Here is a 22,535-nt window from a genome sequence, read left to right on the forward strand (position 1 = left end):
CGATGCTCGCGGCCGCCACCGACCCCAACCAGACCGTCCTCAACGGTGCCCTGCTGGCGGCCCTCCCGCTCGCCCTGCTCGGCGGACTGGTCTCCTTCTTCTCGCCGTGCGTCCTGCCCCTGGTCCCCGGCTACCTCTCCTACGTCACCGGCGTCAGCGGCACCGACCTGGCCGAGGCCCGGCGCGGCCGGATGGTCGCCGGAGCCTCGCTGTTCGTGCTGGGCTTCACCGCCGTGTTCGTCTCCACCGGGGCATTCTTCGGATTCTTCGGGCAGACGCTCCAGGAGCACAAGGACATCCTGTCCAAGGTGCTCGGCGTGTTCATGATCCTCCTGGGCGTCTTCTTCATGGGCCTCATGCCCTGGCTCACCCAGCGAGAGTTCCGCTTCCACCGCAAGCCGGTGGCCGGGCTGATCGGCGCTCCCCTGCTGGGAGCGCTGTTCGGGATCGGCTGGACGCCCTGCATCGGTCCCACCCTCGCCTCCGTGCTGGTCCTCTCCTCCGACCAGGGCAGCGCCGGACGCGGCGCCCTCCTGACCGTCGCGTACTGTCTGGGGCTGGGCGTGCCGTTCGTGCTCGCCGCGGTCGCCTTCCGCAAGGCCCTCGGAGCCTTCGGGTGGATCAAGCGCCATTACGTCTGGGTGATGCGGGTCGGCGGCACCATGATGATCGTGACCGGTCTGCTGCTGCTGACCGGCGCGTGGGACCGCATCGTGCAGGAGATGCAGGTCTGGTCCGACGGCTTCACTGTGGGGATCTGATCGATGAGCAAGACCACCGCCTCCGACCCGGCCCCCTCCGCAGCCGAGGACCAGGACCTGGGAGCCGCCGGCTCCCAGCTGTCCACCGCCCCCAAGGAGGACCTGCCCAACCTGCCCGCCCTGGGCGTCATCGGCTGGGCCCGCTGGTTCTGGCGCCAGCTCACCTCCATGCGGGTCGCGCTGCTGCTGCTCCTGCTGCTCTCCCTCGGCGCGATCCCCGGCTCGCTCATCCCGCAGTCCGGCGTCGACGAGACGAAGGTCGCCGACTTCCGAAAGAACCACGAGACCCTCGGCGAGATCTACGACAAGCTCGGCCTGTTCCACGTCTACGGCTCGGTGTGGTTCTCCGCGATCTACATCCTGCTGTTCATCTCGCTCATCGGCTGCATCGTGCCCCGCACCTGGCAGTTCGTGGGCCAGCTGCGCGGCCGACCGCCGGGCGCCCCCAAGCGGCTGAACCGGCTGCCCGCCCACACCACCTGGCGCACCACGGCCGAACCGGAGCAGGTCCACGAGGCCGCCCTGTCCCTGCTCAAGAAGCGCCGCTTCCGCGCCCACCTCGCCGGTGACGCCGTCGCCGCCGAGAAGGGCTATGTGCGCGAGCTGGGCAACCTCGCCTTCCACATCGCCCTCATCGTGATGCTGGTCGCCTTCGCCTGGGGCCAGCTCTACAAGTCCGAGGGCAACAAGCTGATCGTCGAGGGCGACGGATTCTCCAACACCCTCACCCAGTACGACGACTTCAAGTCCGGCAACCTCTTCACGTCGGACGACCTGGTGCCGTTCAGCTTCAACCTGAAGAAGTTCACCGGCACCTACGAGCGAACCGGCCCCAACAAGGGCACCCCGCGCACGTACCAGGCCTCCCTCGACTACAGCGCAGGCCCGTACGGCAAGGACGAGAAGACCACCGTCAAGGTCAACCACCCCCTGGAGATCGGCGACTCCAAGGTCTACCTCGTCAGCCACGGCTACGCCCCCGTCATCACCGTCCGGGACGCCACGGGCAAGGTCGTCTACGACGACGCCGTGCCGCTGCTGCCGCTGGACGCCAACGTCACCTCCTCCGGCGTCGTCAAGGTCCTCGACGGCTACCGCAACGCCCAGGGCAAGAAGGAACAGCTCGGCTTCAACGCCTTCTTCGTGCCGACCTACGGCGGCCACGCCAGCGGCACGATGCTGTCGCAGTTCCCCGCGCTGGACTCCCCGGTGCTCGCGCTGTCCGCCTACCACGGCGACCTCGGGGCCGACTCGGGCATCCCGCAGAGCGTGTACCAGATGGACAAGACCAACATGAAGGAGTTCAAGGACTCCAAGGGCAAGCTGTTCAAGAGGCTGCTGCGGCCCGGCGACTCCATGACCCTCCCGAACGGCGCCGGCTCGGTCACCTTCGGCAAGACCGTCAAGGAGTGGGCCGGCTTCCAGGTCGTCCAGGAGCCCGGCGGCGGCTGGGCCCTCACCGGCGCCATCGCCGCGATCGGCGGCCTCGCCGCCTCCCTGTTCATCCAGCGCCGCCGCGTCTGGGTGCGCGCGGTCCGAGGCGCCGACGGCGTCACCGTCGTCGAGATGGCCGGCCTCGGCCGCAGCGAGTCCGCCAAGGTCCCGGAGGAACTGGGCGACCTCGCCGGAATCCTCTACGACCAGGCCCCGGGCGCGCCCGACCCCGACGACCCCGCAGATTCCCCCGACGCCGACCAGGAGCCGGGCACCGACACCCCCGTAGCTGCCGAAGGGGCTGAGCAGTGACTCTCGCCGCCGCCACCAACGAAAATCTCGCGAGCATCAGCAATGTGCTGATCTACTCCTCGATGGCCGTCTACACGCTGGCCTTCTTCGCCCATATCGCCGAGTGGATCTTCGGCAGCCGCAGCAAGGTGGCCCGTACCGCCGCCGCGCTCACCGGGCAGGCCGAGAAGAAGGCGGCCCCGGCCGTCACCGTGAACAAGGCCGGCGGCACCGCCGTCCTGGAGCGGCCGAAGGTCACCGTGCGGGCCGCGTCCGGTCAGCGGGACGTGCCGGACGGGCCCGGCGCGGCCGGCGGGGACGAACAGGGCGACCTGTACGGCCGGATCGCCATCTCCCTCACTGTGCTCGCCTTCGTGGTCGAGTTCGGCGGTGTCCTCACCCGCGCCCTCTCGGTGGAGCGGGCGCCGTGGGGCAACATGTACGAGTTCAACATCACGTTCTCCACGGTCGCCGTCGGTGTGTACCTCGCGCTGCTCGCCCTGAGGAAGAACGTCCGCTGGCTCGGGCTGTTCCTGGTCACCACAGTCCTGCTCGACCTCGGTCTGGCCGTCACGGTCCTCTACACCGCCAGCGACCAACTGGTCCCGGCGCTGCACTCGTACTGGCTGTACATCCACGTCTCGACCGCGATCTTCTGCGGCGCGGTCTTCTACGTCGGCGCGGTCGCCACGATCCTGTACCTCTTCAAGGACTCCTACGAGACCAAGCTGGCGGGCGGCGGCACGCCCGGCACCTTCGCCACCTCCGTGCTGGAGCGGCTGCCCGCCTCGTCGTCCCTGGACAAGTTCGCCTACCGCGTCAACGCCGCCGTCTTCCCGCTGTGGACGTTCACGATCATCGCGGGCGCCATCTGGGCCGGCGACGCCTGGGGCCGCTACTGGGGCTGGGACCCCAAGGAGGTCTGGTCCTTCATCACCTGGGTCGCCTACGCCTGCTACCTGCACGCCCGCGCCACCGCCGGCTGGAAGGGCCGCAAGGCCGCCTACCTGGCCCTGCTCGCCTTCGGCTGCTGGCTGTTCAACTACTACGGCGTGAACATCTTCGTCTCCGGCAAGCACTCCTACGCGGGCGTGTGAGCCCCGGAGACAACGAGAACAACGAAGGCCGGTCCCCGTGACTCCACGTCACGGGAACCGGCCTTCGCCGTCCGGCCCTAACGCGGGCCGGTGGTACTCGTGATGACGTCCCGCAGCCGCTCCGCGTACAGCCGCAGGTTCTTGTGGGCGATGTCCGTGTCCGGGTAGCGGCCGGCGAACCACAGGCCCTCGTGCAGCCGGGTGATCCAGGCACACACCTGGTCGCCGTAGGACACGCGGAGCAGCCCGTAAGCGTTCTGGTCCGTCCAGTCGCCGGAGCCGGGGATGGCGCGGGTGTCGACGAAGGAGACGATCGAGTACAGGTCGGGGGAGGTGGGGCGGAAGTCGGCGCCGAGGAGGTGGAGGACCCGGGCGAGGGGGATGCGCGCGAGCCGTCGGTTGGCCTGGAGGGCGGCGCGTACGGTGCGCAGGGCGCTCGGGAAGTCGGTGGCCTCGGACATGGGGATCTCGATCGGGGCGCCGCCCACGTACCAGCCGACCGACTGCGACCACTGGGACTTCACCCGGGTGTGGAACGGCACGACCGTACGGTAGACGGGCTCGCCGCCGATCTCGTGGACGATCAGGGCCGTGGCCGCGAGGACTCCGACGAGGCTCCCGCCGTACGGGCGGCAGTACGCCTCGAACGCGGCGGCGGCGTCCGCGTCCACCAGCATCTCGCGCATGAACTTCTGCGTGGGCAGCCCGCCCTCGGGATCCAGGCCGAGGTCGATCGGGAAGCTCGGCAGCCGTCCGTCGCAGCGGTGGATGAACTCCCGCCAGCGGGCGACGATGTCGTGGTCCGCGTCGATGCGGTCGGCGTCCGCCCGCTCGGCCTCGCAGAAGTCGACGTAGCTGCCCACCGGTTCCGGCTCCGGCGCCGCCGCCACCTCGCCGCCGCCGCGGGCCGCCTCGTACAGCTCGTGGATCTCGGCGGGGATGCGGTGGATGGAGTAGGCGTCGACATTGCTGTGGTCGAACGCCATGTAGACGCTGGTGCAGTCGTCCCGGACCACCGCCGTGTAGATGAGGTTGGGCCAGCGCAGGGCGTCCGCCGTGGTGTCGAAGCGGTCCTGGAGGTGCTGGGCCAGGGCCGCCGGGTCGGTGAAGTCGCCGGCCTCCTCGCGGTGCAGGGACACCGAGGAGGCGTCGAGCGTGAAGCGGCGGATCGAGTCGCCGGGACCGCCCGCCCAGCGGAAGCCGCTGCGCAGGGTCTCGTGTCGCAGGGTCCAGCCGCGCAGCGCCTCGCCCAGCGCGTCCAGATCGGCCCGCCCCGGGATGTCGAACGCCGCGCCCAGCCAGGTCGGCACGAACAGTCCGTCCTCGCGCACGGACCGCGCCGTCCGAAGGTGCGACTCCTGGATGTACGCGGGCGGCCTGGAGTCCTCCGGCAGCGCCTTCGCCGTCGCGACGGTCGCCGGACTGAGTGTCCATTCGACGAGTCGCCCAGGTCGCACCTCGCAACGCTGGATGTCAGTCATTCGCACAGGGCGTCTCCGTTCGCAGGTGGGATAGACCCGACCAAAGGAATGCCGAACCTGCCCTCGACGACACCGGGTTTCGCCACATTTCAATGGAACGGATGGCATCTCGAACGGCGATACGAGCCCTGAGCGGTGCGTTCAGTTGACGCCGATGTCCTCGTTCCACAGCTCCGGGCTGCTCGCGATGAAGTCCCGCATCAGGCCGACGCACTCTCCGTCGTCCAGCAAGACGATCTCCACACCGTGTTCGGAGAGCCAGTCGTGACCTCCGTGGAAGGTGGCCGCCTCGCCGATCACGACCCGGGAGATGCCGAACTGCCGGACCAGGCCGGAGCAGTACCAGCAGGGGGACAGGGTCGTCACCATCGTCGTGCCCCGGTAGGAGCGCTGTCGCCCGGCCGCGCGGAAGGCGGCCGTCTCCGCGTGCAGGCTGGGGTCGCCGTCCTGCACACGCCGGTTGTGGCCACGGCCCAGCAGGGTGCCGTCGGCGCCGTAGAGGGCGGCGCCGATCGGGATGCCGCCCTCGGCGAGCCCGGCGCGGGCCTCCTCGACTGCGGTGGCGAGCCAGGCGCGTGCCTGTGCCTGGTCCATGACCTCGTTCATCGGATCTCCTTCGTCGCTTCGGTGAGCCGGTCGAGGTAGGTGTCGAGGTAGGTGTGGAGGGCCCCGGAGCCCTCGATCATGGTCCTGGTCCGGGCGGTCAGGGCCTCCCCGCGGGCCGCGACGGCCGCGCGCAGGGCATCGCTGCTGCCCTCCCTTCTCAGCCCCTCCAGCACCGGCCGGATCTGGTCGAACAGATAGTGACTGCGGCGCAGGGTGTGCACGAGCCGGGCGTCCCGCACGTCCGAGGGTTCGTACAGCCGGTATCCGGTGGCGCGCTCGCGCCGGGGCGCGATCAGCCCGGCGCCCTCCCACACCCGCAGCGCGGACGTCCGTACGCCCAGCAGCGCGGCCACCTCCCCGATGCGCAGCCCGCCGGACCGGGGGAGCGGGGCGAGGGGCTCGGCCGCCAGCAGCTCCAGGGCCTCGCTCGCGGCCCGCAGCGAGACGCGCTCCTCGTGCAGGGCGGCGTGCGCGGCGTCGACCAGCGCGAGCGCGCCCGGGACGTCACCCTCGTGCAGGGTCCGCATGATCCGCGTCGCCGGCACCGGCCCGAAGCCCCGCATCAGGGTCCGGTAGGCCAGCAGCGCCCCTCGGTGCACCTCGGTGAAGGCGCGGTAGCCGGACGCGGTCCGGGCGGCCGGCGGGAGCACACCGGCGTCCTCGTAGTTGCGGATCTGCTGCGTCGAGACACCGGCCGACCGGGCGAGGTCGACGGGCCGGAGTCGGCGTTCGTTCGTCATCGGTTTGAAGGTTACGACAGGGGACAGCGCGATGCATCGCTCAAAAGTCTCAACACCGCACTTCAATGGAAGACTTGAAGGAATGGACTCCTTCATTCGCGTGACCGGCGCCCGGCTCCACAACCTCAGGAACGTCTCCCTCTCCCTCCCGAAGAACAAGCTGGTCGTCCTGACCGGCCTGTCCGGTTCCGGCAAGTCCACCCTCGCCTTCGACACCCTCCACCGGGAGGGCCAGCGGCAGTACCTGGAGTCGCTGGGCATGGTCACCGGCTTCGTCAGCAAGCCCGCCGTCGACTCGATCACCGGCCTGTCCCCGTCCATCAGCGTCGACCAGCACCACACCAACCGCAGCCCGCGCTCCACGGTCGGCACCGTCACCGAGGTGTTCACGTATCTGCGGCTGCTCTGGTCGCGCATCGGGGTACGGCCGTGCCCGGACTGCGGGAAGGACATCCCGCCGTCGTACGCCGAGGGCGCCGAGGGCGACGAGGACGCCGAGGCGGAGCAGCGGCCCTGCCCGCACTGCGGCACGCCCGTGGCCGAACTCGTGATGGGCTCCTTCTCGTTCAACAAGCCCGCCGGAGCCTGCCCGGCCTGCACCGGCCTGGGCGAGGTGATCCGGCCCGACGTACGGCGCCTGGTCGACGGCGGGAAGTCGGTCGCCCAGGGCGCGGTGAAGGGCTGGAACGCGAAGTACACCGACTGGAGCCTCCCCGTGCTCCGGGCCGCCGCAGACCACTACGGCTTCACCTTCGACGCGGACGCCCCGGTCGACGAACTGGGCGACATCCCGAGGGACCTGCTGCTCCACGGCGTCGAAAGCCCCGAGTTCCGACGGCACTTCCCGGACACCGATCCGCCGGCGACCGTGTCGGGGGGCCGCTTCGAAGGGGTCGCGACGGCGCTGCTGCGCCGCTACAACGACCGTGCCGACGACCCCGGGTACCGCGAACGGGCCGAACAGCAAGGCCTGCTGAAACAGCCCTGCGGGGAGTGCGGCGGTACCCGGCTGCGGCCGGAGAGCCGGGCGGTGACCGTCCACGGACACACCATCGTCGAGGCCGCCCGGCTTCCCCTGACCGACCTCGACACCTGGCTGGCCGGTCTGCGGGAGCGGTCGGGCGGGGACGAGTGGCTGCTCGTGGAACCGGTCGTCGCCGACCTGGAGGAGCGGGTGCGGCGGCTGGTCGACGTCGGCGTCGGCTACCTCACCCTGGGCCAGGCCACGCCCAGCCTCTCCGCCGGCGAGACCCAGCGACTGCGGCTGGCCGCCCTGCTGGGCTCGGGCCTCACGGGGGTCCTCTACGTCCTCGACGAGCCGACGATCGGACTGCACCCGTCCGACACCGAGCGGCTGGTCCGTGTCCTGGGCAGGCTGCGCGACCTGGGCAACACGGTGCTGGTCATCGAGCACGACCTCGATGTGCTGCGGGCGGCGGACTGGGTGGTGGATGTCGGCCCGGGGGCGGGCCGGGACGGCGGCCGGATCGTCGCCCAGGGCACACCGGAGGAGGTGGCGCGCACCGAGGGCTCGGTGACCGGGGCGTATCTGTCGGGCCGGCTGCCCGCTCCGGCGTCGCGGGGCCGCGCGGACGCCGGCGAGGCGCTGGTGATCCACGGCGCCCGGGCGCACAACCTCAAGCACGTCACCGCCCGGATTCCGCTCGGCCGTCTGGTCACGGTCACCGGCCCGTCCGGCTCGGGCAAGTCGACGCTGATGCTGGACGTCCTGGGCCGGGCCGCACGCCGCCACTTCCACGGGGCCGGGGAGCGGCCGGGTGAGTATGACTCCATCGACGGCTGGGAGAACCTGTCCAAGGCGGTCCTCATCGACCAGGAGCCGATCGGCAGGGTCCCGCGCTCCAACGCGGCGACGTACTCCGATGTCTTCACCCCCGTCCGGGAGACCTACGCGGCCCACTCCAAGGGCGCCCTCACACCCGGCCACTTCTCCTTCAACGTCCCCGGAGGCCGCTGCGAACGCTGCGAGGGCGCCGGTGTGCTCACCGTCCACATGCACTTCCTCCCGGCCGTGGAGGTGCGCTGCCCCGCCTGCAAGGGGCGCCGCTTCCGGCCCGAGGTGCTGGCCGTGCGCTACGAGGGCCACGACATCGCCGAGCTCCTCGCGGCGACGGTGGACGAGGCGCTGACGGTCTTCGCGGGTGTCCCGGCGGTCGCCTCCAGGCTCCGGCGCATGGTGGACGTGGGCCTCGGCTACCTTCCCCTGGGCCAGCCCGCCACCACCCTCTCCGGCGGAGAGGCCCAACGCCTCAAACTGGCCAAGGAGCTGGGCCGCCGCACCACGGGCCGCACCCTCTACCTCCTCGACGAGCCCACCACCGGCCTGCACGCCGCCGACACCGCCCGCCTCCTCGGCGTCCTCCAACGCCTCGTCGACGCCGGGCACTCCGTCGTCACCATCGAGCACAACCTCGACGTCATCCACGCCTCGGACTGGCTGATCGACCTCGGGCCGGTCGGCGGGGCCGGTGGAGGCCGGGTCGTGGCGGAGGGAACCCCACGGGAGGTGGCGGCCGTGCGGGCGTCCAGGACGGGTGGGTTTCTGGCTGGGTGACTTGCGCCGTGCTCTCGGGGCCGCCCGCTTCTTCGGCAGTGTCGTGCTTCCACGGCCTGCGTCAAGGGCGCTTCGCGTCGCCTTCGGTGATGGCCCTGCGGGCCACCCTTGACCCAGTCCGTTCCAGCACGGGAGAGAAGCGAGCGAGCGGCCCGGAAAGGCGGGTGGCCAAGCGGCGTCTGCGATCTTCGGCCCGTTGCATCTATGCCCGGCGTCAGCGGCCGCACCCGCGCCTCGCCTGCACGCCGGGTTTGCTCAGCGGCGACCGCCCGGTGGGCTGACCGGCTACGGCGGGCGCGCTATCGCTGCTTTGGGAGCGGATGGGCCAAGGGGGGAGGGGAAGTTGCTGGTCGAGGAGGGGGTGGTTGGCGTGACCGCTCCACTCACCCCGTTCAGACCCCAGCTCCCACTCATCGACGGCCCCTCACCTCCCCCCAACCCACCACCGCTCGCCGCTGAGCCGACCCGGCGTGCAGGCGAGGCGCGAGCGCGCTGCCCTCTCGCCAGTGGTCAGGTAGCTGGCCGAAGGGGCGGCGGGCCTGGCCACCCGTTGTTTCGGGCGGCCCCGACAGTTGCTGTCGGTCGGCCTTGTCAGCCGTGCCTTTCCAACACCGCGTAATCCGCGAAGCTGCGGCGGTAGCGCAGGTGCCGGGTTTCCTGGGTGTGCCTGCGCTGCCACTCCTCGACTTCGGCGGGGGCTGTGCAGGGCCCTGAGCTCGCCCCGCAGTCCGTCTCCTCGCCGGAGACGCAGTACGCCTGGTACTCCGGCAGGGCGGAGGCGTCCTGCACGATCGTGTACGGGACGTACCTGAAGAGCCTGCGGCCTGCCGATTCCCCACCGTGCTCCTCGCGTTGGTGCTGGCGCAGCAGCACGTTCGCGTCCGTCACGGCACTTCCGTCGAATGCCGCCCGGGCCTTGTCCCGCCGGGCGGCGAGTTCCTCGCAGGCCGTGCACCCGGGCACCGGGACGGGGGGTCGGCTCGGATCGACCGGCATTCCCTCCCTGCCTTCCCTGGAACGGTCGTTGGCCGCGCGTACGCCTGCGCTCAGCCGTTCTTCCGGGGTGGCCACGCGGATCCGTGTGGGGTCGGCCTGCCATTCCCGGCCGCCGCCGACCGGGCGCAGCATCACGTACGGGCCGGTCTTGTCCTGGTACTCGCCGACCTTGTTCGTGTGCGGGTCGTAGACGAGCGTTCCCGGTTCCATTGCGTGCTCCTCCGTAACTCTGGGTGTATCGAGCGTTGCGCAGGGGAATGGGCCGGATCAATGTTTCGGGCGTGCGGGTGGTGCACTGTCACGGAGGGGGAGCCGTGAGTCGACGCAACGGCAGCGCGGGGTCGGGGGTGAGCACGGCGGCCGTGTTCGGGGAGGTGCTCAAGCATTTCCGCGAGGCGGCGTTGCTCACGCAGGAGGGCTTGGCGGGGCGCATCCCGTGCGACCGCTCGCACGTGGCGCGGGTGGAGGCGGGGACGAGGGTTCCCACGGACGGTTTCGCCAAGTCCTGCGATGAACTGCTGGGCACGGGTGGGGTGTTGCTGCGGTTGTGGGGCCGGATCGACTGGTATCCGCAGGTGGAGCATCCTGATTGGTTCGAGAGGCGCGTACGTATGGACGCCGAGGCCACTTCGTTGCTGGCCTACCAGGCCAACGTGGTGCCGGGTCTGTTGCAGACGCAGGACTACGCGTGGGCGCTGTTCGGCCGCCACATCGTGGACCAGGACGAAGTCGAGGAACGCGTCAGGGCGCGCATGAGTCGACAGCGGCGCTTCCTCGCCCCGGACGGCCCCTCGTTCGTAGCCGTGCTCGATGAGAGCTGCCTGCGTACCAGGGTGGGAAGCGCGGCGATCATGCGGGACCAGTTCGCACACCTGCTGGACGTGGGGCAGCGTCCCAATATCCGCATCCAGGTAGTCCCGGCCGACGACCCCGCCATCGACCGCCCGAACACGTCCATGTCGCTGATCACGCTGCCGGACGGGCAACAGTGGGTGTACTCGGAGTCGTTGGACCAAGGCCATTTCAACGACAATCCCGCCCTCTTGGCACGACACCGCCGCACCTATGATGTGCTCAGGGCCGACTCGCTGTCCGCCCGCGAATCAGCCGCTCTGATCAGCGACTTGATGAAGGGGTACGAGCACGATGAGCAGTCACGAATTCAGCGCGGCATCCTGGATCAAGAGCAGCTACAGCGGCACAAACGGCGGGGACTGCATAGAAATAGCCCCCGATTTCCCCGAAGTCGTCCCCATCCGTGACAGCAAAGCCCCTGACAGAGCCGTGCTGTTGTTGTCCCGCGAAGCCTGGGCGGCGTTCACTTCGTGTCTTCGCTGAGGCCGGAAGACCCGCGCTCCATAGGCGACTACCAGCTGCTGGGGCGGCTGGGCGCCGGAGGAATGGGCCGGGTCTATCTGGGGCGTTCGCCGGGTGGGCGGGACGTCGCCGTCAAGGTCGTGCATGTCGAGCTGGTGCGCCGGCCCGAGTTCCGGTCCCGGTTCCGCCGGGAGGTGGAGGCGGCCCGGTTGGTCAGCGGTGCCTTCACCGCTCCGGTCATCGATGCCGATCCGGACGCGCCGCTGCCCTGGCTGGTCACCAGTTACATCGCGGGGCCGTCGTTGGAGCAGGCGGTCGTGGAGCAGGGCCCCTTCGGTACGGACGCCGTACGGCGTCTCGCCGCGGGGCTCGCCGAGGCGCTCGTGTCGATCCACTCGGTGAATTTGGTCCACCGGGACCTCAAGCCGTCCAACGTGCTGCTCGCTCAGGACGGGCCGCGCGTCATCGACTTCGGGATCGTGCGCAGTGTCGAGGGCGACTCGATCACCGGGACCGGGCACATGGCGGGCTCGCCCGGGTTCATGGCGCCGGAGCAGGTCAGCGGCGACGAGATCACGCCCGCCACCGACATCTTCTGCCTGGGCGCGGTGCTGGCCTTCGCGGCGACCGGCGGCAACCCGTTCGGCGCCGGGCCCACGCCCGCCCTGCTCTACCGGGTCGTGCACAACGAGCCCGATGTCACCGCCGTCGGGGATCCGGCGCTGCGGGCCCTGATCGCCGCGTGCCTGGCGAAGGACCCCGCCGACCGTCCCACGCCGCGCGACATCCTCGCCCGGATCGGCCCGGCCGACGCCGAGAGCACGATGGCGCTGCCGCGCATCCCGCCGGGGCCCGACACCGCCGCCGGCCACACCCACGTACCGGGCCCGGCCAGGCGCACACGTGAGGCGGACCCGCCCCGGCCGGCACGTCCGGCCACTCAGGTCGAACCCACCCCGGCGCCCGCAGGCCGCAGCCGACGTGCGTTCCTGCTGTCCGGTGCCGGGGCCGTCGCCGCGCTCGGCGTCGGTGCCGGGCTGTGGTTCAACCGGCCCGAGTCCGCCGGCCCGCCCGAGTCCGCCCCCGGGCCCGCGCAGCCGGTCGGCGTCTGGCCGCTCGACGAGGCCTCCGGGGCGCTCGCCCGGGACACCGCCGGTGACAACGACGGCACCGCGAGCGGGGTCAGGTGGCGGGCGGGCGGCGAGGGGGCCGCCGAGTTCGACGGGAACGGGAGCCAGATCATCACCGAGGTGCCGGTACTGAGGACCGGGGCCGGACGCAGCTTCACGGTCGCGGCCTGGGTGCGTCTCGCCACCGAGCCGGGCACCTTCGCCACCGTCGTCAGCCAGGAGGCCGGTGACGCCAGCGGCTTCTACCTCCAGTACTCCAGCGATGAGCAGCGCTGGGCCTTCGCCCGGCCCGGACAGCGCGCCGTGGGGTACTCCGTGCCCGCCGTGAACACCTGGACCCACCTGGTGGGCGTCTGCGACGGGGCCGGACGCAAGCTGCGGCTCTACGTCGACGGCGTGCAGCAGGCGGAGACCCGTGACATCCGGCCGCTGCCCGCACCCGGCGGGCTGATGATCGGCCGTGCCACGTACGAGGGACGGCCCAGCGACTTCTTCCCCGGCGCGATCAGGGACGTACGCGTCTTCGACCGGGCCCTCACCAGTGCCCGGATCAAGGCGCTGGTGTAGGCGGCACGGCGACGGTCAGGGCTCGTCGCGCTTCGGGTCGTCGTCCTTCTTCGGGTCCTCGTCGAGGGACTTGAGGAAGTCGGGGTTGTCGTCGGGCGCGACCCACTGCCGGGAGCGGTTGCCCCGGACGCCGGACCAGCCCTCGGCGGCCGGGCGGCGCTTCTTGCCGGCGATGAGCCAGGAGATCGAACCGACGAGCGGGAAGACCAGCACGAGGAGTGCCCAAAGCGGCTTGGGCATGTGACGGATGTCGTCGTCCTTGGTGCTGATGCAGTCGATGAACGCGTACACGCTCAGCGCCAGCGGCACGAGGAACATGAGTACCCGGAGCATGCGGCCTCTCAGCGAAAGCGGGTGGGCGGTTCAGGGCCAGGGTAGCCGCTCGGGGATACTGGACCGCATGGCTTACGACGATCTTCGCTCCCTGCTCAGGGCGCTGGAGCGCGAGGGCGACCTCAAGCGCATCAAGGCCGAGGTGGACCCGTATCTGGAGATCGGGGAGATCGTCGACCGGGTGCAGAAGGCCGGCGGCCCCGCGCTGCTCTTCGAGAACGTGCGCGGTTCGGGCATGCCGCTCGCGATGAACGTGTTCGGCACGGACCGGCGGCTGCTGAAGGCCCTGGAACTGAAGTCGTACGGCGAGATCTCCGAGCGGATCGGCGGGCTGCTGAAGCCCGAGCTGCCGCACGGGTTCGTCGGCGTGCGCGAGGCCTTCGGAAAGCTCGGCTCGATGACCCACGTCCCGCCGAAGAAGGTGAAGGACGGACCGGTGCACGAAGTCGTCCTCACCGGTGACGACGTCGACCTGGACCAGCTCCCCGCCCTGTTCACCTGGCCGAAGGACGGCGGCTCCTTCTTCAATCTGGGGCTCACCCACACCAAGGACCCGGAGAGCGGCGTCCGCAATCTCGGGCTGTACCGCCTGCAGCGCCACGACAAGCGCACGATCGGCATGCACTGGCAGATCCACAAGGACAGCCGCAACCACTACCAGGTCGCGGCGAGGAGGGGTGAGCGGCTGCCCGTCGCGATCGCCTTCGGCTGTCCGCCGGCCGTGACGTACGCGTCGACCGCCCCGCTGCCGGGGGACATCGACGAGTACCTGTTCGCCGGGTTCCTCGCCGGCAAGCGGATCGAGATGGTCGACTGCAAGACCGTGCCGCTCCAGGTGCCGGCGCAGGCGGAGGTCGTCATCGAGGGCTGGCTGGAGCCGGGCGAGATGCTGCCCGAAGGCCCCTTCGGCGACCACACCGGCTTCTACACGCCGCAGGAGCCCTTCCCCGCGCTGAAGATCGACTGTGTGACGATGCGGAAGCGGCCGCTGCTCCAGTCGATCGTGGTGGGTCGCCCTCCGACGGAGGACGGGCCGCTGGGCCGGGCGACGGAACGCTTCTTCCTTCCGCTCCTGAAGATCATCATCCCGGACATCGTGGACTACCACCTGCCGGAGGCGGGCGGCTTCCACAACTGCGCGATCGTCTCGATCGACAAGAAGTACCCGAAGCACGCGCAGAAGGTCATGCACGCCGTCTGGGGCGCGCACATGATGTCGCTGACCAAGCTGATCGTGGTCGTCGACTCCGACTGCGACGTCCACGATCTGCACGAGGTCGCCTGGCGGGCCCTCGGCAACACGGACTACGCCCGTGACCTGTCGATCGTCGAGGGCCCCGTCGACCATCTCGACCACGCCTCCTACCAGCAGTTCTGGGGAGGCAAGGCGGGCATCGACGCGACGAAGAAGTGGCCCGAGGAGGGCTACACGCGCGACGGCGGCTGGCCCGACATGGTGGAGTCCGACCCGGAGACGGCGGCGAAGGTGGACCGTCGGTGGAAGGAGTACGGGCTGTGAGCTCCGCATCCGCCGCGATCCCCCAGCCGGGACGCACGAAGGCGTTCCTGCGTCTGGTGATGATCGAGCACTCGGTCTTCGCGCTGCCCTTCGCCTATATCGCCGCGCTTTCGGCGATGTTCCAGCTGGACCGGAACATCCACTGGGGGCGGCTGCTGCTGGTCACCGTCTGCATGGTGGGGCTGCGTACCTTCGCCATGGCGGTCAACCGGATCATCGACCGGGAGATCGACGCCCGTAATCCGCGTACGGCGCAGCGTGAGCTGGTGACGGGCGCGATGTCGGTGAAGCACGCGTGGACGGGCGCGCTCGTCGCCCTCGTCGTCTTCCTCGGCGCGGCGGCCCTGCTCAACCCGCTCTGCCTGGCCCTGGCCCCCATCGCGGTGATCCCGATGGTGGTCTATCCCTACGGCAAGCGGTTCACGAACTTCCCGCAGGCCATCCTCGGTCTCGCCCAGGCGATGGGCCCGGTCGGCGGCTGGCTCGCCATCACGGGCACCTGGTCCTGGGACGCGGTGATCCTCGGCCTCGCCGTCGGCATCTGGATCGGCGGCTTCGACCTGATCTACGCCTGCCAGGACGTCGAGACGGACCGCGAGATCGGCGTCATGTCCGTTCCGGCCCGCTTCGGGATCCCGGCGGCGGTCCGGGGAGCGCGGGTCTGCCACGCCCTCACGACGGCCCTGTTCGTCTGGTACGCCCTGACCACCGACGCGGGGGCCTTCTTCTGGCTGGGGCTGCTGATCGTCGCGGGAGCGTTCCTCTACGAACACTCGATCGTCCGCCCCCACGACCTCTCCCGCGTGAACCGCGCCTTCTTCAGCGTCAACGGCTTCATCGGCATCGCCCTGTTCGTGTGCGCGCTGCTCGACCTGCTGGCGCGTGGGCTGACGGTGTAGAGGGCTTGTGCCGAGTCCGTGTGTGCGCGGGATCTCGGCGGTGCCTCATGATCGTCAATTGCTATCGTCTGCGCGGCAGTTGAAGCATTCAGTTAGAAAACGGGGACATAAGTGAAGAAGCTTGCACGCGTCGTGACCGTTGCCGCGCTGGTGGGCGGTGTCGTCGCCGGCGTGGCTCCGGCGGCCACGGCGGCTCCGGCGAAGGCCAAGATGCTGGACTCGGTCACGCTGAGGGCGAAGGCGACCAGCAACTCCACGGCCCGGGGCGTCATCCCCAAGGGCACGACCGTCTCGTACGACGACGTCAGCTACGTGCTCGGCGGGAAGTACACCGCTTGCGGTGTTACGGAGAAGATCTGGTACCCGGTCACGTACAAGGGCGTCAAGGGCTACATCGTCGCCGCCTGCATGAAGTAGTACCGACCGCCCGCTAGGGCGTCAGTGCTCGGCTCGAATCCGGGTGGCGGCGGAACGCGAACGCCGCCGCCACACCGGCCAGCAGGCCCAGCAGGTGGCCCTGCCAGCTGACGCCCGACTGGGTCGGGGCGAGGCCGGTCAGGATGGAGCCGCCCCAGATCGCGGCGATCAGGATGCCGGTCAGAATGCCCAGCGGGCGGCGTTCGAGGAAGCCGGTGACCAGCAGGAAGCCGAAGAGGCCGAAGATCAGGCCGGAGGCTCCCGCGGTGTTGGTGTGCGGCGGGGATATCAGCCAGACGCCCAGGCCGTCGACGAGGATGATCAGCGCCGCCACCAGGAGGAAACGGCGCAGCCCGCTGAGCGCGGCCAGGAAGCCCAGGACCAGCAGCGGCACGGTGTTCGCCACCAGATGGGCGAAGCCGAAGTGGATGAACGCCGACGGGACGACATCGATCAGTTCGGACGGCTCGCGTGGGGTGACCCCGAAGCCGTCCAGCGCGTGGCCGGTCGCCACGTCCACCACTTCCAGCAGCCACAACAGCGCCACCCAGGCCAGCATCAGCTTGCCCGCGGCCATCGCGCGGTCGCCGCGAGACCGCCCGGCTTCCAGACTGGACATGGCGACCCCCAGTGCTCGCTCATCTCCTTCATGCAACGGCCCGCACCCCTGCACCGGTTCCCACCCTGTGACGCCCGATAGGCTCGGTGTTGTGAACCCAGTCAAGCCAGGCGAGACGCCACGTACGCCTTGGATCGTAGGGGTGTCCGGGGCCTCCGGCACCCCGTATGCCGCTGCCGTGCTGCGGGCCCTCCTCGCGGCCGGCGAGAGCGTCGATCTCGTGGTCTCCCGGGCCTCCCGGCTCACCCTGCTGGACGAGACCGGGATCTCCTTCCGGGACGCCCACTGGCGTGACGACCTGCGGGAATGGCTGTCCCGTGGCGCCGACGGCAAGCCGGACACCTTCTCCGTCGACCTCGACGCCGTACGGCACTGGAGCGCCGGCGACCTGGCCGCCGGGCCCTCCTCGGGGTCGTACCCCACCAAGGGCATGCTGATCGTGCCCGCCTCGACGGCGAGCGTGGCCGGTGTCGCGCTCGGGCTGTCGAAGGACCTGCTGCAGCGGGCGGCGAGCGTGACCCTGAAGGAGGGCCGCCCCCTCGTCGTGGCCGTACGCGAGACCCCGCTGAACGGCCAGACCCTGCGGCACCTGGTCACCCTCGACGACGCGGGCGCGAACGTCGTACCGGCCTCACCCGCCTTCTACGCGGGCGCGACGCACATCCAGGACCTGGTGGACTTCGTCGCCGGACGCGTACTCGACGCGGCGGGCGTGCCGCACCGGCTCTACCGCCGTTGGCAAGGTGAGCTCGGCGGCGGGTCGCACCGCGCCGACTCCCAGTGAGCACGACCCCGAAACCTCATCGGACCACAGACAACTTCAGCGGAAGGCTTCGATCGCAATGGACGCGGTGGACAGGCAGCTCATCCAGGCCCTGAGGGAGAACGGCCGGGCCTCCTACGCGGAGCTGGGACGCCTCGTCGGACTGTCGGGACCCAGTGTCACCGACCGCATCAACCGGCTGGAGGCGGCCGGTGTCATCACCGGCTACCGGGCCACCGTCGACGCCGCCTCGCTCGGCCTCGGCGTCACCGCGCTCGTCGGTATCTCGCTCTCCGACGCCACCGACCACGAGGACGTGGCACAGCGGCTGAAGGACCTCTCGGAGATCGAGGACTGCTGGTTCATCGCGGGCGACGACTCGTACATGCTCAAGGTGCGGGCGGCGGACGTGGATGGCCTGGAGAAGATGATCCGGCGGCTCAGCGGAACCAAGGGCGTCTCCCGGACGCGTACGACCATCGTGCTCTCCACCAAGTGGGAGAACCGGGTCGGGGAGCTGCCCGAAGAGGAGTAGCGGCTTGGTCGTACGGTTGGGACGTCTTCGTAGAAAGGTGTGGGCATGGATCTCGGGCTCAAGCGCGAGCTGGAGGAGAAGGTCAGGGCGGGCGTCCGGCTGACCCGTGAGGACGGCATCGCGCTGTACGAGTCGGACGACCTGGCCTGGCTCGGCGGCCTCGCGCACGAGGTGCGCACCCGCAAGAACGGCGACGTCGTGCACTTCAACGTCAACCGTCACCTCAACATGACCAACGTGTGCACGGCCTCCTGCGCGTACTGCTCCTTCCAGCGCAAGCCGGGGGAGAAGGACGCGTACACGATGCGCATCGAGGAGGCCGTCAAGCTCGCCAAGGCGATGGAGTCGGAGAACCTCACCGAGCTGCACATCGTCAACGGCCTGCACCCGAATCTGCCGTGGCGGTACTACCCGCGCTCGCTGCGGGAGCTGAAGGCGGCCCTGCCGCACGTCTCGCTGAAGGCCTTCACGGCGACCGAGATCCACCACTTCGAGACCATCTCGGGGATGAGCGCCTCCGAGATCCTCGACGAGCTGATCGACGCCGGGCTGGAGTCGCTGACCGGTGGCGGCGCGGAGATCTTCGACTGGGAGGTCCGGCAGCACATCGTCGACCACCGCACCCACTGGGAGGACTGGTCGCGCATCCACCGGCTCGCCCACGAGAAGGGTCTGAAGACCCCGGCCACCATGCTCTACGGCCACATCGAGGAGCCGCGCCACCGCGTGGACCACGTGCTGCGGCTGCGTGAGCTGCAGGACGAGACCGGTGGCTTCCAGGTCTTCATCCCGCTGCGCTACCAGCACGACTTCGTCGACATGAAGGACGGGAAGGTCCGGAACCGTCTTCAGGCGCGGACGCAGATGGCGACGGGCGCTGAGGCGCTCAAGACCTTCGCCGTGTCGCGGCTGCTGTTCGACAACGTGCCGCACGTCAAGGTCTTCTGGGTGATGCACGGGGTGCAGACCGCGCAGCTGGCTTTGCAGCACGGTGCCGACGACATGGACGGGTCGGTCGTCGAGTACAAGATCACGCATGACGCGGACAACTTCGGCACGCCGAACAAGCTGACGCGCGAGGACTTGCTCGATCTGATCCGCGACGCCGGTTTCCGCCCCGTGGAGCGCAACACCCGGTACGAGATCATCCGCGAGTACGAGGGTGCCGACCCGGAGCGCAGGGAATCGCCTCAGCCCATGCGGGTGTGAAAGCCGGACGGGGTACCCGGGGGGCATGGTTGCCACCCGGGTGCCTGAGGACGCCTATACCGCTGAGCCCTTCCTTCCCGGTCGCGGTGGGTTGACCGCGCTGCGCCGTGCCGCTGCCGAGTGCCGGGGATGCCCCCTGCACCGGGACGCCACGCAGACCGTCTTCGGTGCCGGGGACGAGGACGCCCGGGTGATGCTCGTCGGTGAGCAGCCCGGGGATCAGGAGGACCGGCAGGGGAAGCCGTTCGTCGGGCCTGCCGGCCGTCTCCTGGACCGGGCACTGGAGGAAGCCGGCATCGATCCGTCCGAGGCGTATGTCACCAACGCGGTCAAGCACTTCAAGTTCACGCGGGCCGAGCCCCGGAAGCGGCGTATTCACAAGGCGCCGAACCTTCGGGAGACGACCGCGTGCGGGCCCTGGCTGGCCGCGGAGCTCGCGGTCGTGGAGCCGGAGCTGATCGTCGTGCTGGGGGCCACCGCGGGGAAGGCGCTGCTCGGGTCCTCGTTCCGGGTCACGCAGGTGCGGGGCACCGTGCTGGAGGAGGAGATCCACGGAAGGGCGGAGCGGCTGGTGCCCACGGTGCATCCGTCGGCGGTGCTGCGGGCGGACGACCGGGAGGCGGCGTACCGGGGCCTCGTATCGGATCTGGAAGTGGCGGCGCGGGCGTTGTCGTAATAGCTACAATCCCTGCGTGCCTCTTACCTTCACCCTGGATCCCGCCGTCACGCCCGATCTGCGTGACGGCATTCTCGACCTGTGGGCCGACGTCTCCAATGCCGGGGGAGCCGTCGGGTTCGTGCCGCCCGTGGTGCGGGAGGACATCCGGCCCTCGTTGCTGAAGCACTTCGCGTCGATGGCGGAGGGCAAGGTCAGGCTGCTCGTCGGGCACGACGAGGAGGGGCGGGTCGCGGCGACCGCGTTCCTGACGCTCAACACCCACCACCTGATGACGCACTGGCTGTGGCTGTACACGGTGATGGTGCATCCGCGTCACCAGGGGAAGGGGTACGGCCGTGATCTGCTGGGCGCGGCCGCGGAGGCGGCCCGGGGGCTCGACGGCATCGGGGCGATCCGGCTGACCTGCCGGGGCGGGATCGGTCTTGAGCGGTTCTACGAGTCCTGCGGCTACAAGGAGGTCGGCAGGATCCCGGGCGCCATCCGGGTCGCGCCGGGCGACGACCGGGACGACGTGATCATGCTCCTGCCGCTGAACTGACCCCCCTGAAAGATCGGCCGCCGGGCGTGCTTCACTGAACACTGGCCCTTTTTGGAATCGGAAGAGTGGATTGAGATGCTCCGCTACACACTGATGCGCCTCGGGATCTTCGTGGGCTGCCTCGTGGTCGTCTGGGGCCTCGTCTACTCCGGCCTCGCCCCGCGCGGCCTCGGCGACAGCAACGGCCTGTGGATCGTGACGCTCGCCCTGCTGCTCTCCGCGCCGATCAGCTTCATCGTGCTGCGCAAGGAGCGCGACCGCGCCTCCGTGCAGATCGTGCACCGGGTCGACCGTATGAAGGCCAACATGGAGGCCAACCGCAGCCAGGAGGACTCGGCCGACGACACGAGCCGGGCGCAGGGCCAGGCCTCGTAAGGTTCCTCACACGCGCGCAGCGCCCCGTTTCCGTACATGCTCGGAAACGGGGCGCTTTGCCTTGTATGGGTGCCTGCGCGTTTCTGCCTGTCAAAGCGAGGCTTTGGGGTCCTCAAAGTTCAGGTGTTAAGGTGTCGCTGTTATGAACTCAGCAGCCGTGCCTCTTCAGCCCCGGAGCGTTCCGCCCCGGAGGCTTGCGCTCTTCGCGCGGCTGCACGTGGATCTCTGTCGGTGCGCGTCCGCCAACTGTCGTCTCTGACGTAACGCCAACCCCCGTCGTCTCCCACGTCAGCTCCCCCTACGCGTCCCCCCAACGGAGTCAGTCCGTGTCCTCAAACACGAAGTCCTTCAAGGTGCCCTTCTGGGCCCAGATACTCGCCGGTCTCGTCCTGGGCGTGCTGCTCGGCTGGCTCGCCCGCAACCAGGACCTGTCCTGGCTGACCACGACCCTGGAGAAGGTCGGCGACACCTTCATCGGCCTGCTGAAGCTCGCCGTCGCGCCGCTCGTCTTCTTCGCGATCCTCGTCTCGATCACCAACCTGCGGAAGGTCAACAACGCGGCCCGCCTGGCCTCGCGCACCCTCCTGTGGTTCATGGTCACGTCGCTGATCGCGGTGAGCATCGGTCTCGTCATCGGCCTGCTCACCAATCCCGGCGCCGGCACCGGCCTCACGCCCAAGGACGGCGCGAAGCCCGAGGAGACCGGTTCCTGGATCGACTTCCTGACCGGCATCGTGCCGACGGACGTCATCACGCCGTTCACCGAGCTGAACGTCCTCCAGATCGTCTTCATGGCCGCCGTCGCCGGTATCGCCGCCCTTCAGCTCGGCGAGAAGGCCCAGCCGATCCTCAACCTGAGCGAGTCCGTCCTGGAGCTGCTCCAGAAGGCGCTGTGGTGGGTCATCCGGCTCGCCCCGATCGGCACGGTCGGCCTCATCGGCAACGCCATCGCCACCTACGGCTGGGACCTGATCGGCAAGTACGCGACGTTCACCGCCGACATCTACGTCGGCTGCCTGATCGTGCTGTTCGGCGTCTACCCGGCGCTGCTCGCGACCGTCGCCAAGGCCAACCCGATCCAGTTCTTCAAGGGCGCCTGGCCCGCGATCCAGCTGGCCTTCGTCTCCCGCTCCTCCGTGGGCACGATGCCGCTGACGCAGAAGGTCACCGAGCGCCTCGGCGTGCCGAAGGAGTACGCGTCCTTCGCGGTGCCGTTCGGCGCGACGACCAAGATGGACGGCTGCGCCGCGATCTACCCCGCGATCGCCGCGATCTTCGTCGCCCAGATCTTCGACATCCAGCTGGGTGTCGGCGACTACCTGCTGATCGCGTTCGTCTCGGTGGTCGGCTCCGCCGCCACGGCCGGACTGACCGGCGCGACGGTCATGCTGACCCTGACCCTCTCCACCCTCGGCCTGCCGATGGAGGGCGTCGGTCTGCTCCTCGCGATCGACCCGATCCTCGACATGATCCGCACCGCGACCAACGTCGCCGGCCAGGCCCTCATCCCGGTCCTGGTCTCCGCCCGGGAGAACCTGCTCGACCGCGAGGCCTACGCCACGGCGGACGGCTCCTCCCTGGACGACCCGTGGGACGAGTCGCGGGACGCGGAGCACGACAAGGTGCCCGCCGCGGCGTGACGAGGTGACGTCCC

The 22,535-nt window shown here is 69.8% G+C and carries 23 protein-coding genes; 17 read left to right on the plus strand and 6 right to left on the minus strand.

Features of this window, described 5'->3' with window-relative positions; translation table 11 throughout:
• The first annotated feature begins 2 nt into the window (after nucleotides 1-2).
• From ACFT32_RS14780 to ccsB, 3 genes are read left to right on the plus strand one after another with little or no spacing between them, the layout of a single operon-like run.
• Entirely contained in the window at nucleotides 3-761 is a 759-nt protein-coding gene (locus tag ACFT32_RS14780; RefSeq protein ID WP_382490663.1) for a cytochrome c biogenesis CcdA family protein, read from the plus strand.
• Between the two features lie 3 nt (nucleotides 762-764).
• Entirely contained in the window at nucleotides 765-2,507 is a 1,743-nt protein-coding gene (locus tag ACFT32_RS14785; protein ID WP_382489045.1) for a cytochrome c biogenesis protein ResB, read from the plus strand.
• On the plus strand, nucleotides 2,504-3,583 hold the full coding sequence (ccsB, locus tag ACFT32_RS14790; RefSeq protein ID WP_382489047.1) for a c-type cytochrome biogenesis protein CcsB: 1,080 nt from the start codon (nucleotides 2,504-2,506) through the stop codon (nucleotides 3,581-3,583). Before ACFT32_RS14785 ends, ccsB begins: the two co-directional genes overlap by 4 nt.
• Nucleotides 3,584-3,660: 77 nt before the next feature.
• Here the strand turns inward: ccsB and ACFT32_RS14795 are convergent, their stop codons facing one another.
• The 3 genes from ACFT32_RS14795 to ACFT32_RS14805 form a co-directional block, all read right to left on the minus strand.
• The gene (locus tag ACFT32_RS14795; RefSeq protein ID WP_382489049.1) at nucleotides 3,661-5,070 is read right to left on the minus strand and encodes a condensation domain-containing protein; all 1,410 of its coding nucleotides are present in this window, start codon (nucleotides 5,068-5,070) and stop codon (nucleotides 3,661-3,663) included.
• A 135-nt stretch (nucleotides 5,071-5,205) separates the two neighbouring features.
• Nucleotides 5,206-5,658 carry a nucleoside deaminase gene (locus tag ACFT32_RS14800; RefSeq protein ID WP_382490665.1) on the minus strand — a complete coding sequence of 151 codons (453 nt, stop codon included), beginning with the start codon at nucleotides 5,656-5,658 and terminating at the stop codon, nucleotides 5,206-5,208.
• 8 nt (nucleotides 5,659-5,666) lie between these two features.
• Complete coding sequence (locus ACFT32_RS14805; RefSeq protein ID WP_382489051.1) at nucleotides 5,667-6,410, minus strand: MerR family transcriptional regulator; 744 nt, start codon at nucleotides 6,408-6,410, stop codon at nucleotides 5,667-5,669.
• A gap of 82 nt (nucleotides 6,411-6,492) precedes the next feature.
• On the opposite strand from ACFT32_RS14805, the gene uvrA reads away from it, so the two are divergent.
• Nucleotides 6,493-8,985 carry an excinuclease ABC subunit UvrA gene (gene uvrA, locus ACFT32_RS14810; protein WP_382489053.1) on the plus strand — a complete coding sequence of 831 codons (2,493 nt, stop codon included), beginning with the start codon at nucleotides 6,493-6,495 and terminating at the stop codon, nucleotides 8,983-8,985.
• Between the two features lie 591 nt (nucleotides 8,986-9,576).
• On the opposite strand, the gene ACFT32_RS14815 is transcribed toward uvrA, so the two are convergent.
• Nucleotides 9,577-10,191, minus strand: coding sequence for a hypothetical protein (locus ACFT32_RS14815; RefSeq protein WP_382489055.1), 615 nt, complete (start codon nucleotides 10,189-10,191; stop codon nucleotides 9,577-9,579).
• Nucleotides 10,192-10,295: 104 nt separating this feature from the next.
• Between ACFT32_RS14815 and ACFT32_RS14820 the strand changes: the two genes are divergently transcribed.
• The 3 genes from ACFT32_RS14820 to ACFT32_RS14830 are packed head-to-tail and all read left to right on the plus strand — an operon-like array spanning nucleotide 10,296 to nucleotide 12,995.
• A complete protein-coding gene (locus tag ACFT32_RS14820) occupies nucleotides 10,296-11,243 on the plus strand; it encodes a Scr1 family TA system antitoxin-like transcriptional regulator (protein WP_382489056.1) in 948 nt (315 codons plus the stop codon).
• Nucleotides 11,206-11,319: a DUF397 domain-containing protein gene (locus ACFT32_RS14825; protein ID WP_382490668.1), complete on the plus strand. Its 114-nt coding sequence runs from the start codon at nucleotides 11,206-11,208 to the stop codon at nucleotides 11,317-11,319. Before ACFT32_RS14820 ends, ACFT32_RS14825 begins: the two co-directional genes overlap by 38 nt.
• Nucleotides 11,307-12,995 (plus strand): LamG-like jellyroll fold domain-containing protein, encoded by a 1,689-nt coding sequence (locus tag ACFT32_RS14830; RefSeq protein ID WP_382489058.1) that lies wholly within the window; start codon nucleotides 11,307-11,309, stop codon nucleotides 12,993-12,995. The genes ACFT32_RS14825 and ACFT32_RS14830 overlap by 13 nt, the downstream gene beginning before the upstream one ends.
• 15 nt (nucleotides 12,996-13,010) lie before the next feature.
• Here ACFT32_RS14830 and ACFT32_RS14835 read toward each other — a convergent pair whose 3' ends face one another.
• Nucleotides 13,011-13,328 (minus strand): PLD nuclease N-terminal domain-containing protein, encoded by a 318-nt coding sequence (locus ACFT32_RS14835; RefSeq protein ID WP_382489059.1) that lies wholly within the window; start codon nucleotides 13,326-13,328, stop codon nucleotides 13,011-13,013.
• A 67-nt stretch (nucleotides 13,329-13,395) separates the two neighbouring features.
• On the opposite strand from ACFT32_RS14835, the gene ACFT32_RS14840 reads away from it, so the two are divergent.
• From ACFT32_RS14840 to ACFT32_RS14850, 3 genes are all read left to right on the plus strand, one after another.
• On the plus strand, nucleotides 13,396-14,847 hold the full coding sequence (locus tag ACFT32_RS14840) for a menaquinone biosynthesis decarboxylase (protein WP_189728434.1): 1,452 nt from the start codon (nucleotides 13,396-13,398) through the stop codon (nucleotides 14,845-14,847).
• On the plus strand, nucleotides 14,844-15,746 hold the full coding sequence (mqnP, locus tag ACFT32_RS14845) for a menaquinone biosynthesis prenyltransferase MqnP (protein WP_382489061.1): 903 nt from the start codon (nucleotides 14,844-14,846) through the stop codon (nucleotides 15,744-15,746). The genes ACFT32_RS14840 and mqnP overlap by 4 nt, the downstream gene beginning before the upstream one ends.
• Before the next feature lie 111 nt (nucleotides 15,747-15,857).
• Nucleotides 15,858-16,163 (plus strand): SH3 domain-containing protein, encoded by a 306-nt coding sequence (locus ACFT32_RS14850; protein ID WP_382489063.1) that lies wholly within the window; start codon nucleotides 15,858-15,860, stop codon nucleotides 16,161-16,163.
• Nucleotides 16,164-16,176: 13 nt separating this feature from the next.
• Here the strand turns inward: ACFT32_RS14850 and ACFT32_RS14855 are convergent, their stop codons facing one another.
• Nucleotides 16,177-16,782 carry a rhomboid family intramembrane serine protease gene (locus ACFT32_RS14855; RefSeq protein ID WP_382489064.1) on the minus strand — a complete coding sequence of 202 codons (606 nt, stop codon included), beginning with the start codon at nucleotides 16,780-16,782 and terminating at the stop codon, nucleotides 16,177-16,179.
• Nucleotides 16,783-16,873: 91 nt separating this feature from the next.
• On the opposite strand from ACFT32_RS14855, the gene ACFT32_RS14860 reads away from it, so the two are divergent.
• From ACFT32_RS14860 to ACFT32_RS14890, 7 genes are all read left to right on the plus strand, one after another.
• Nucleotides 16,874-17,566 carry a UbiX family flavin prenyltransferase gene (locus tag ACFT32_RS14860; protein WP_382489066.1) on the plus strand — a complete coding sequence of 231 codons (693 nt, stop codon included), beginning with the start codon at nucleotides 16,874-16,876 and terminating at the stop codon, nucleotides 17,564-17,566.
• Between the two features lie 58 nt (nucleotides 17,567-17,624).
• Nucleotides 17,625-18,080, plus strand: a complete 456-nt coding sequence (locus tag ACFT32_RS14865) for an Lrp/AsnC family transcriptional regulator (RefSeq protein WP_031103084.1) — start codon at nucleotides 17,625-17,627, stop codon at nucleotides 18,078-18,080.
• Nucleotides 18,081-18,125: 45 nt separating this feature from the next.
• Nucleotides 18,126-19,289 carry an aminofutalosine synthase MqnE gene (mqnE, locus tag ACFT32_RS14870; protein WP_382489068.1) on the plus strand — a complete coding sequence of 388 codons (1,164 nt, stop codon included), beginning with the start codon at nucleotides 18,126-18,128 and terminating at the stop codon, nucleotides 19,287-19,289.
• 25 nt (nucleotides 19,290-19,314) lie between these two features.
• Nucleotides 19,315-19,965, plus strand: a complete 651-nt coding sequence (locus ACFT32_RS14875; RefSeq protein ID WP_382489069.1) for a UdgX family uracil-DNA binding protein — start codon at nucleotides 19,315-19,317, stop codon at nucleotides 19,963-19,965.
• Between the two features lie 16 nt (nucleotides 19,966-19,981).
• On the plus strand, nucleotides 19,982-20,506 hold the full coding sequence (locus ACFT32_RS14880; protein ID WP_382489071.1) for a GNAT family N-acetyltransferase: 525 nt from the start codon (nucleotides 19,982-19,984) through the stop codon (nucleotides 20,504-20,506).
• 75 nt (nucleotides 20,507-20,581) lie between these two features.
• Entirely contained in the window at nucleotides 20,582-20,881 is a 300-nt protein-coding gene (locus ACFT32_RS14885) for a DUF4229 domain-containing protein (RefSeq protein WP_382489072.1), read from the plus strand.
• A 326-nt stretch (nucleotides 20,882-21,207) separates the two neighbouring features.
• Complete coding sequence (locus ACFT32_RS14890; protein WP_382489074.1) at nucleotides 21,208-22,521, plus strand: dicarboxylate/amino acid:cation symporter; 1,314 nt, start codon at nucleotides 21,208-21,210, stop codon at nucleotides 22,519-22,521.
• Nucleotides 22,522-22,535 lie beyond the last annotated feature (14 nt).

Origin of the sequence: Streptomyces sp. NPDC057002, assembly GCF_042673825.1 — a bacterium.
GTDB lineage: Bacteria > Actinomycetota > Actinomycetes > Streptomycetales > Streptomycetaceae > Streptomyces.

What these genes read in the sequence shown, in the direction of transcription:
- ACFT32_RS14800 (WP_382490665.1), bottom strand. Translation starts at nt 5,658, where the DNA reads ATGGACCAGGCACAGGCACGCGCCTGGCTCGCCACCGCAGTCGAGGAG.
- ACFT32_RS14840 (WP_189728434.1), top strand. Translation starts at nt 13,396, where the DNA reads ATGGCTTACGACGATCTTCGCTCCCTGCTCAGGGCGCTGGAGCGCGAG.
- ACFT32_RS14835 (WP_382489059.1), bottom strand. Translation starts at nt 13,328, where the DNA reads ATGCTCCGGGTACTCATGTTCCTCGTGCCGCTGGCGCTGAGCGTGTAC.
- ACFT32_RS14815 (WP_382489055.1), bottom strand. Translation starts at nt 10,191, where the DNA reads ATGGAACCGGGAACGCTCGTCTACGACCCGCACACGAACAAGGTCGGC.
- ACFT32_RS14780 (WP_382490663.1), top strand. Translation starts at nt 3, where the DNA reads ATGCTCGCGGCCGCCACCGACCCCAACCAGACCGTCCTCAACGGTGCC.
- ACFT32_RS14805 (WP_382489051.1), bottom strand. Translation starts at nt 6,410, where the DNA reads ATGACGAACGAACGCCGACTCCGGCCCGTCGACCTCGCCCGGTCGGCC.
- ACFT32_RS14855 (WP_382489064.1), bottom strand. Translation starts at nt 16,782, where the DNA reads ATGTCCAGTCTGGAAGCCGGGCGGTCTCGCGGCGACCGCGCGATGGCC.
- ACFT32_RS14865 (WP_031103084.1), top strand. Translation starts at nt 17,625, where the DNA reads ATGGACGCGGTGGACAGGCAGCTCATCCAGGCCCTGAGGGAGAACGGC.
- ACFT32_RS14885 (WP_382489072.1), top strand. Translation starts at nt 20,582, where the DNA reads ATGCTCCGCTACACACTGATGCGCCTCGGGATCTTCGTGGGCTGCCTC.
- ACFT32_RS14785 (WP_382489045.1), top strand. Translation starts at nt 765, where the DNA reads ATGAGCAAGACCACCGCCTCCGACCCGGCCCCCTCCGCAGCCGAGGAC.
- uvrA (WP_382489053.1), top strand. Translation starts at nt 6,493, where the DNA reads ATGGACTCCTTCATTCGCGTGACCGGCGCCCGGCTCCACAACCTCAGG.
- ACFT32_RS14875 (WP_382489069.1), top strand. Translation starts at nt 19,315, where the DNA reads ATGGTTGCCACCCGGGTGCCTGAGGACGCCTATACCGCTGAGCCCTTC.
- mqnE (WP_382489068.1), top strand. Translation starts at nt 18,126, where the DNA reads ATGGATCTCGGGCTCAAGCGCGAGCTGGAGGAGAAGGTCAGGGCGGGC.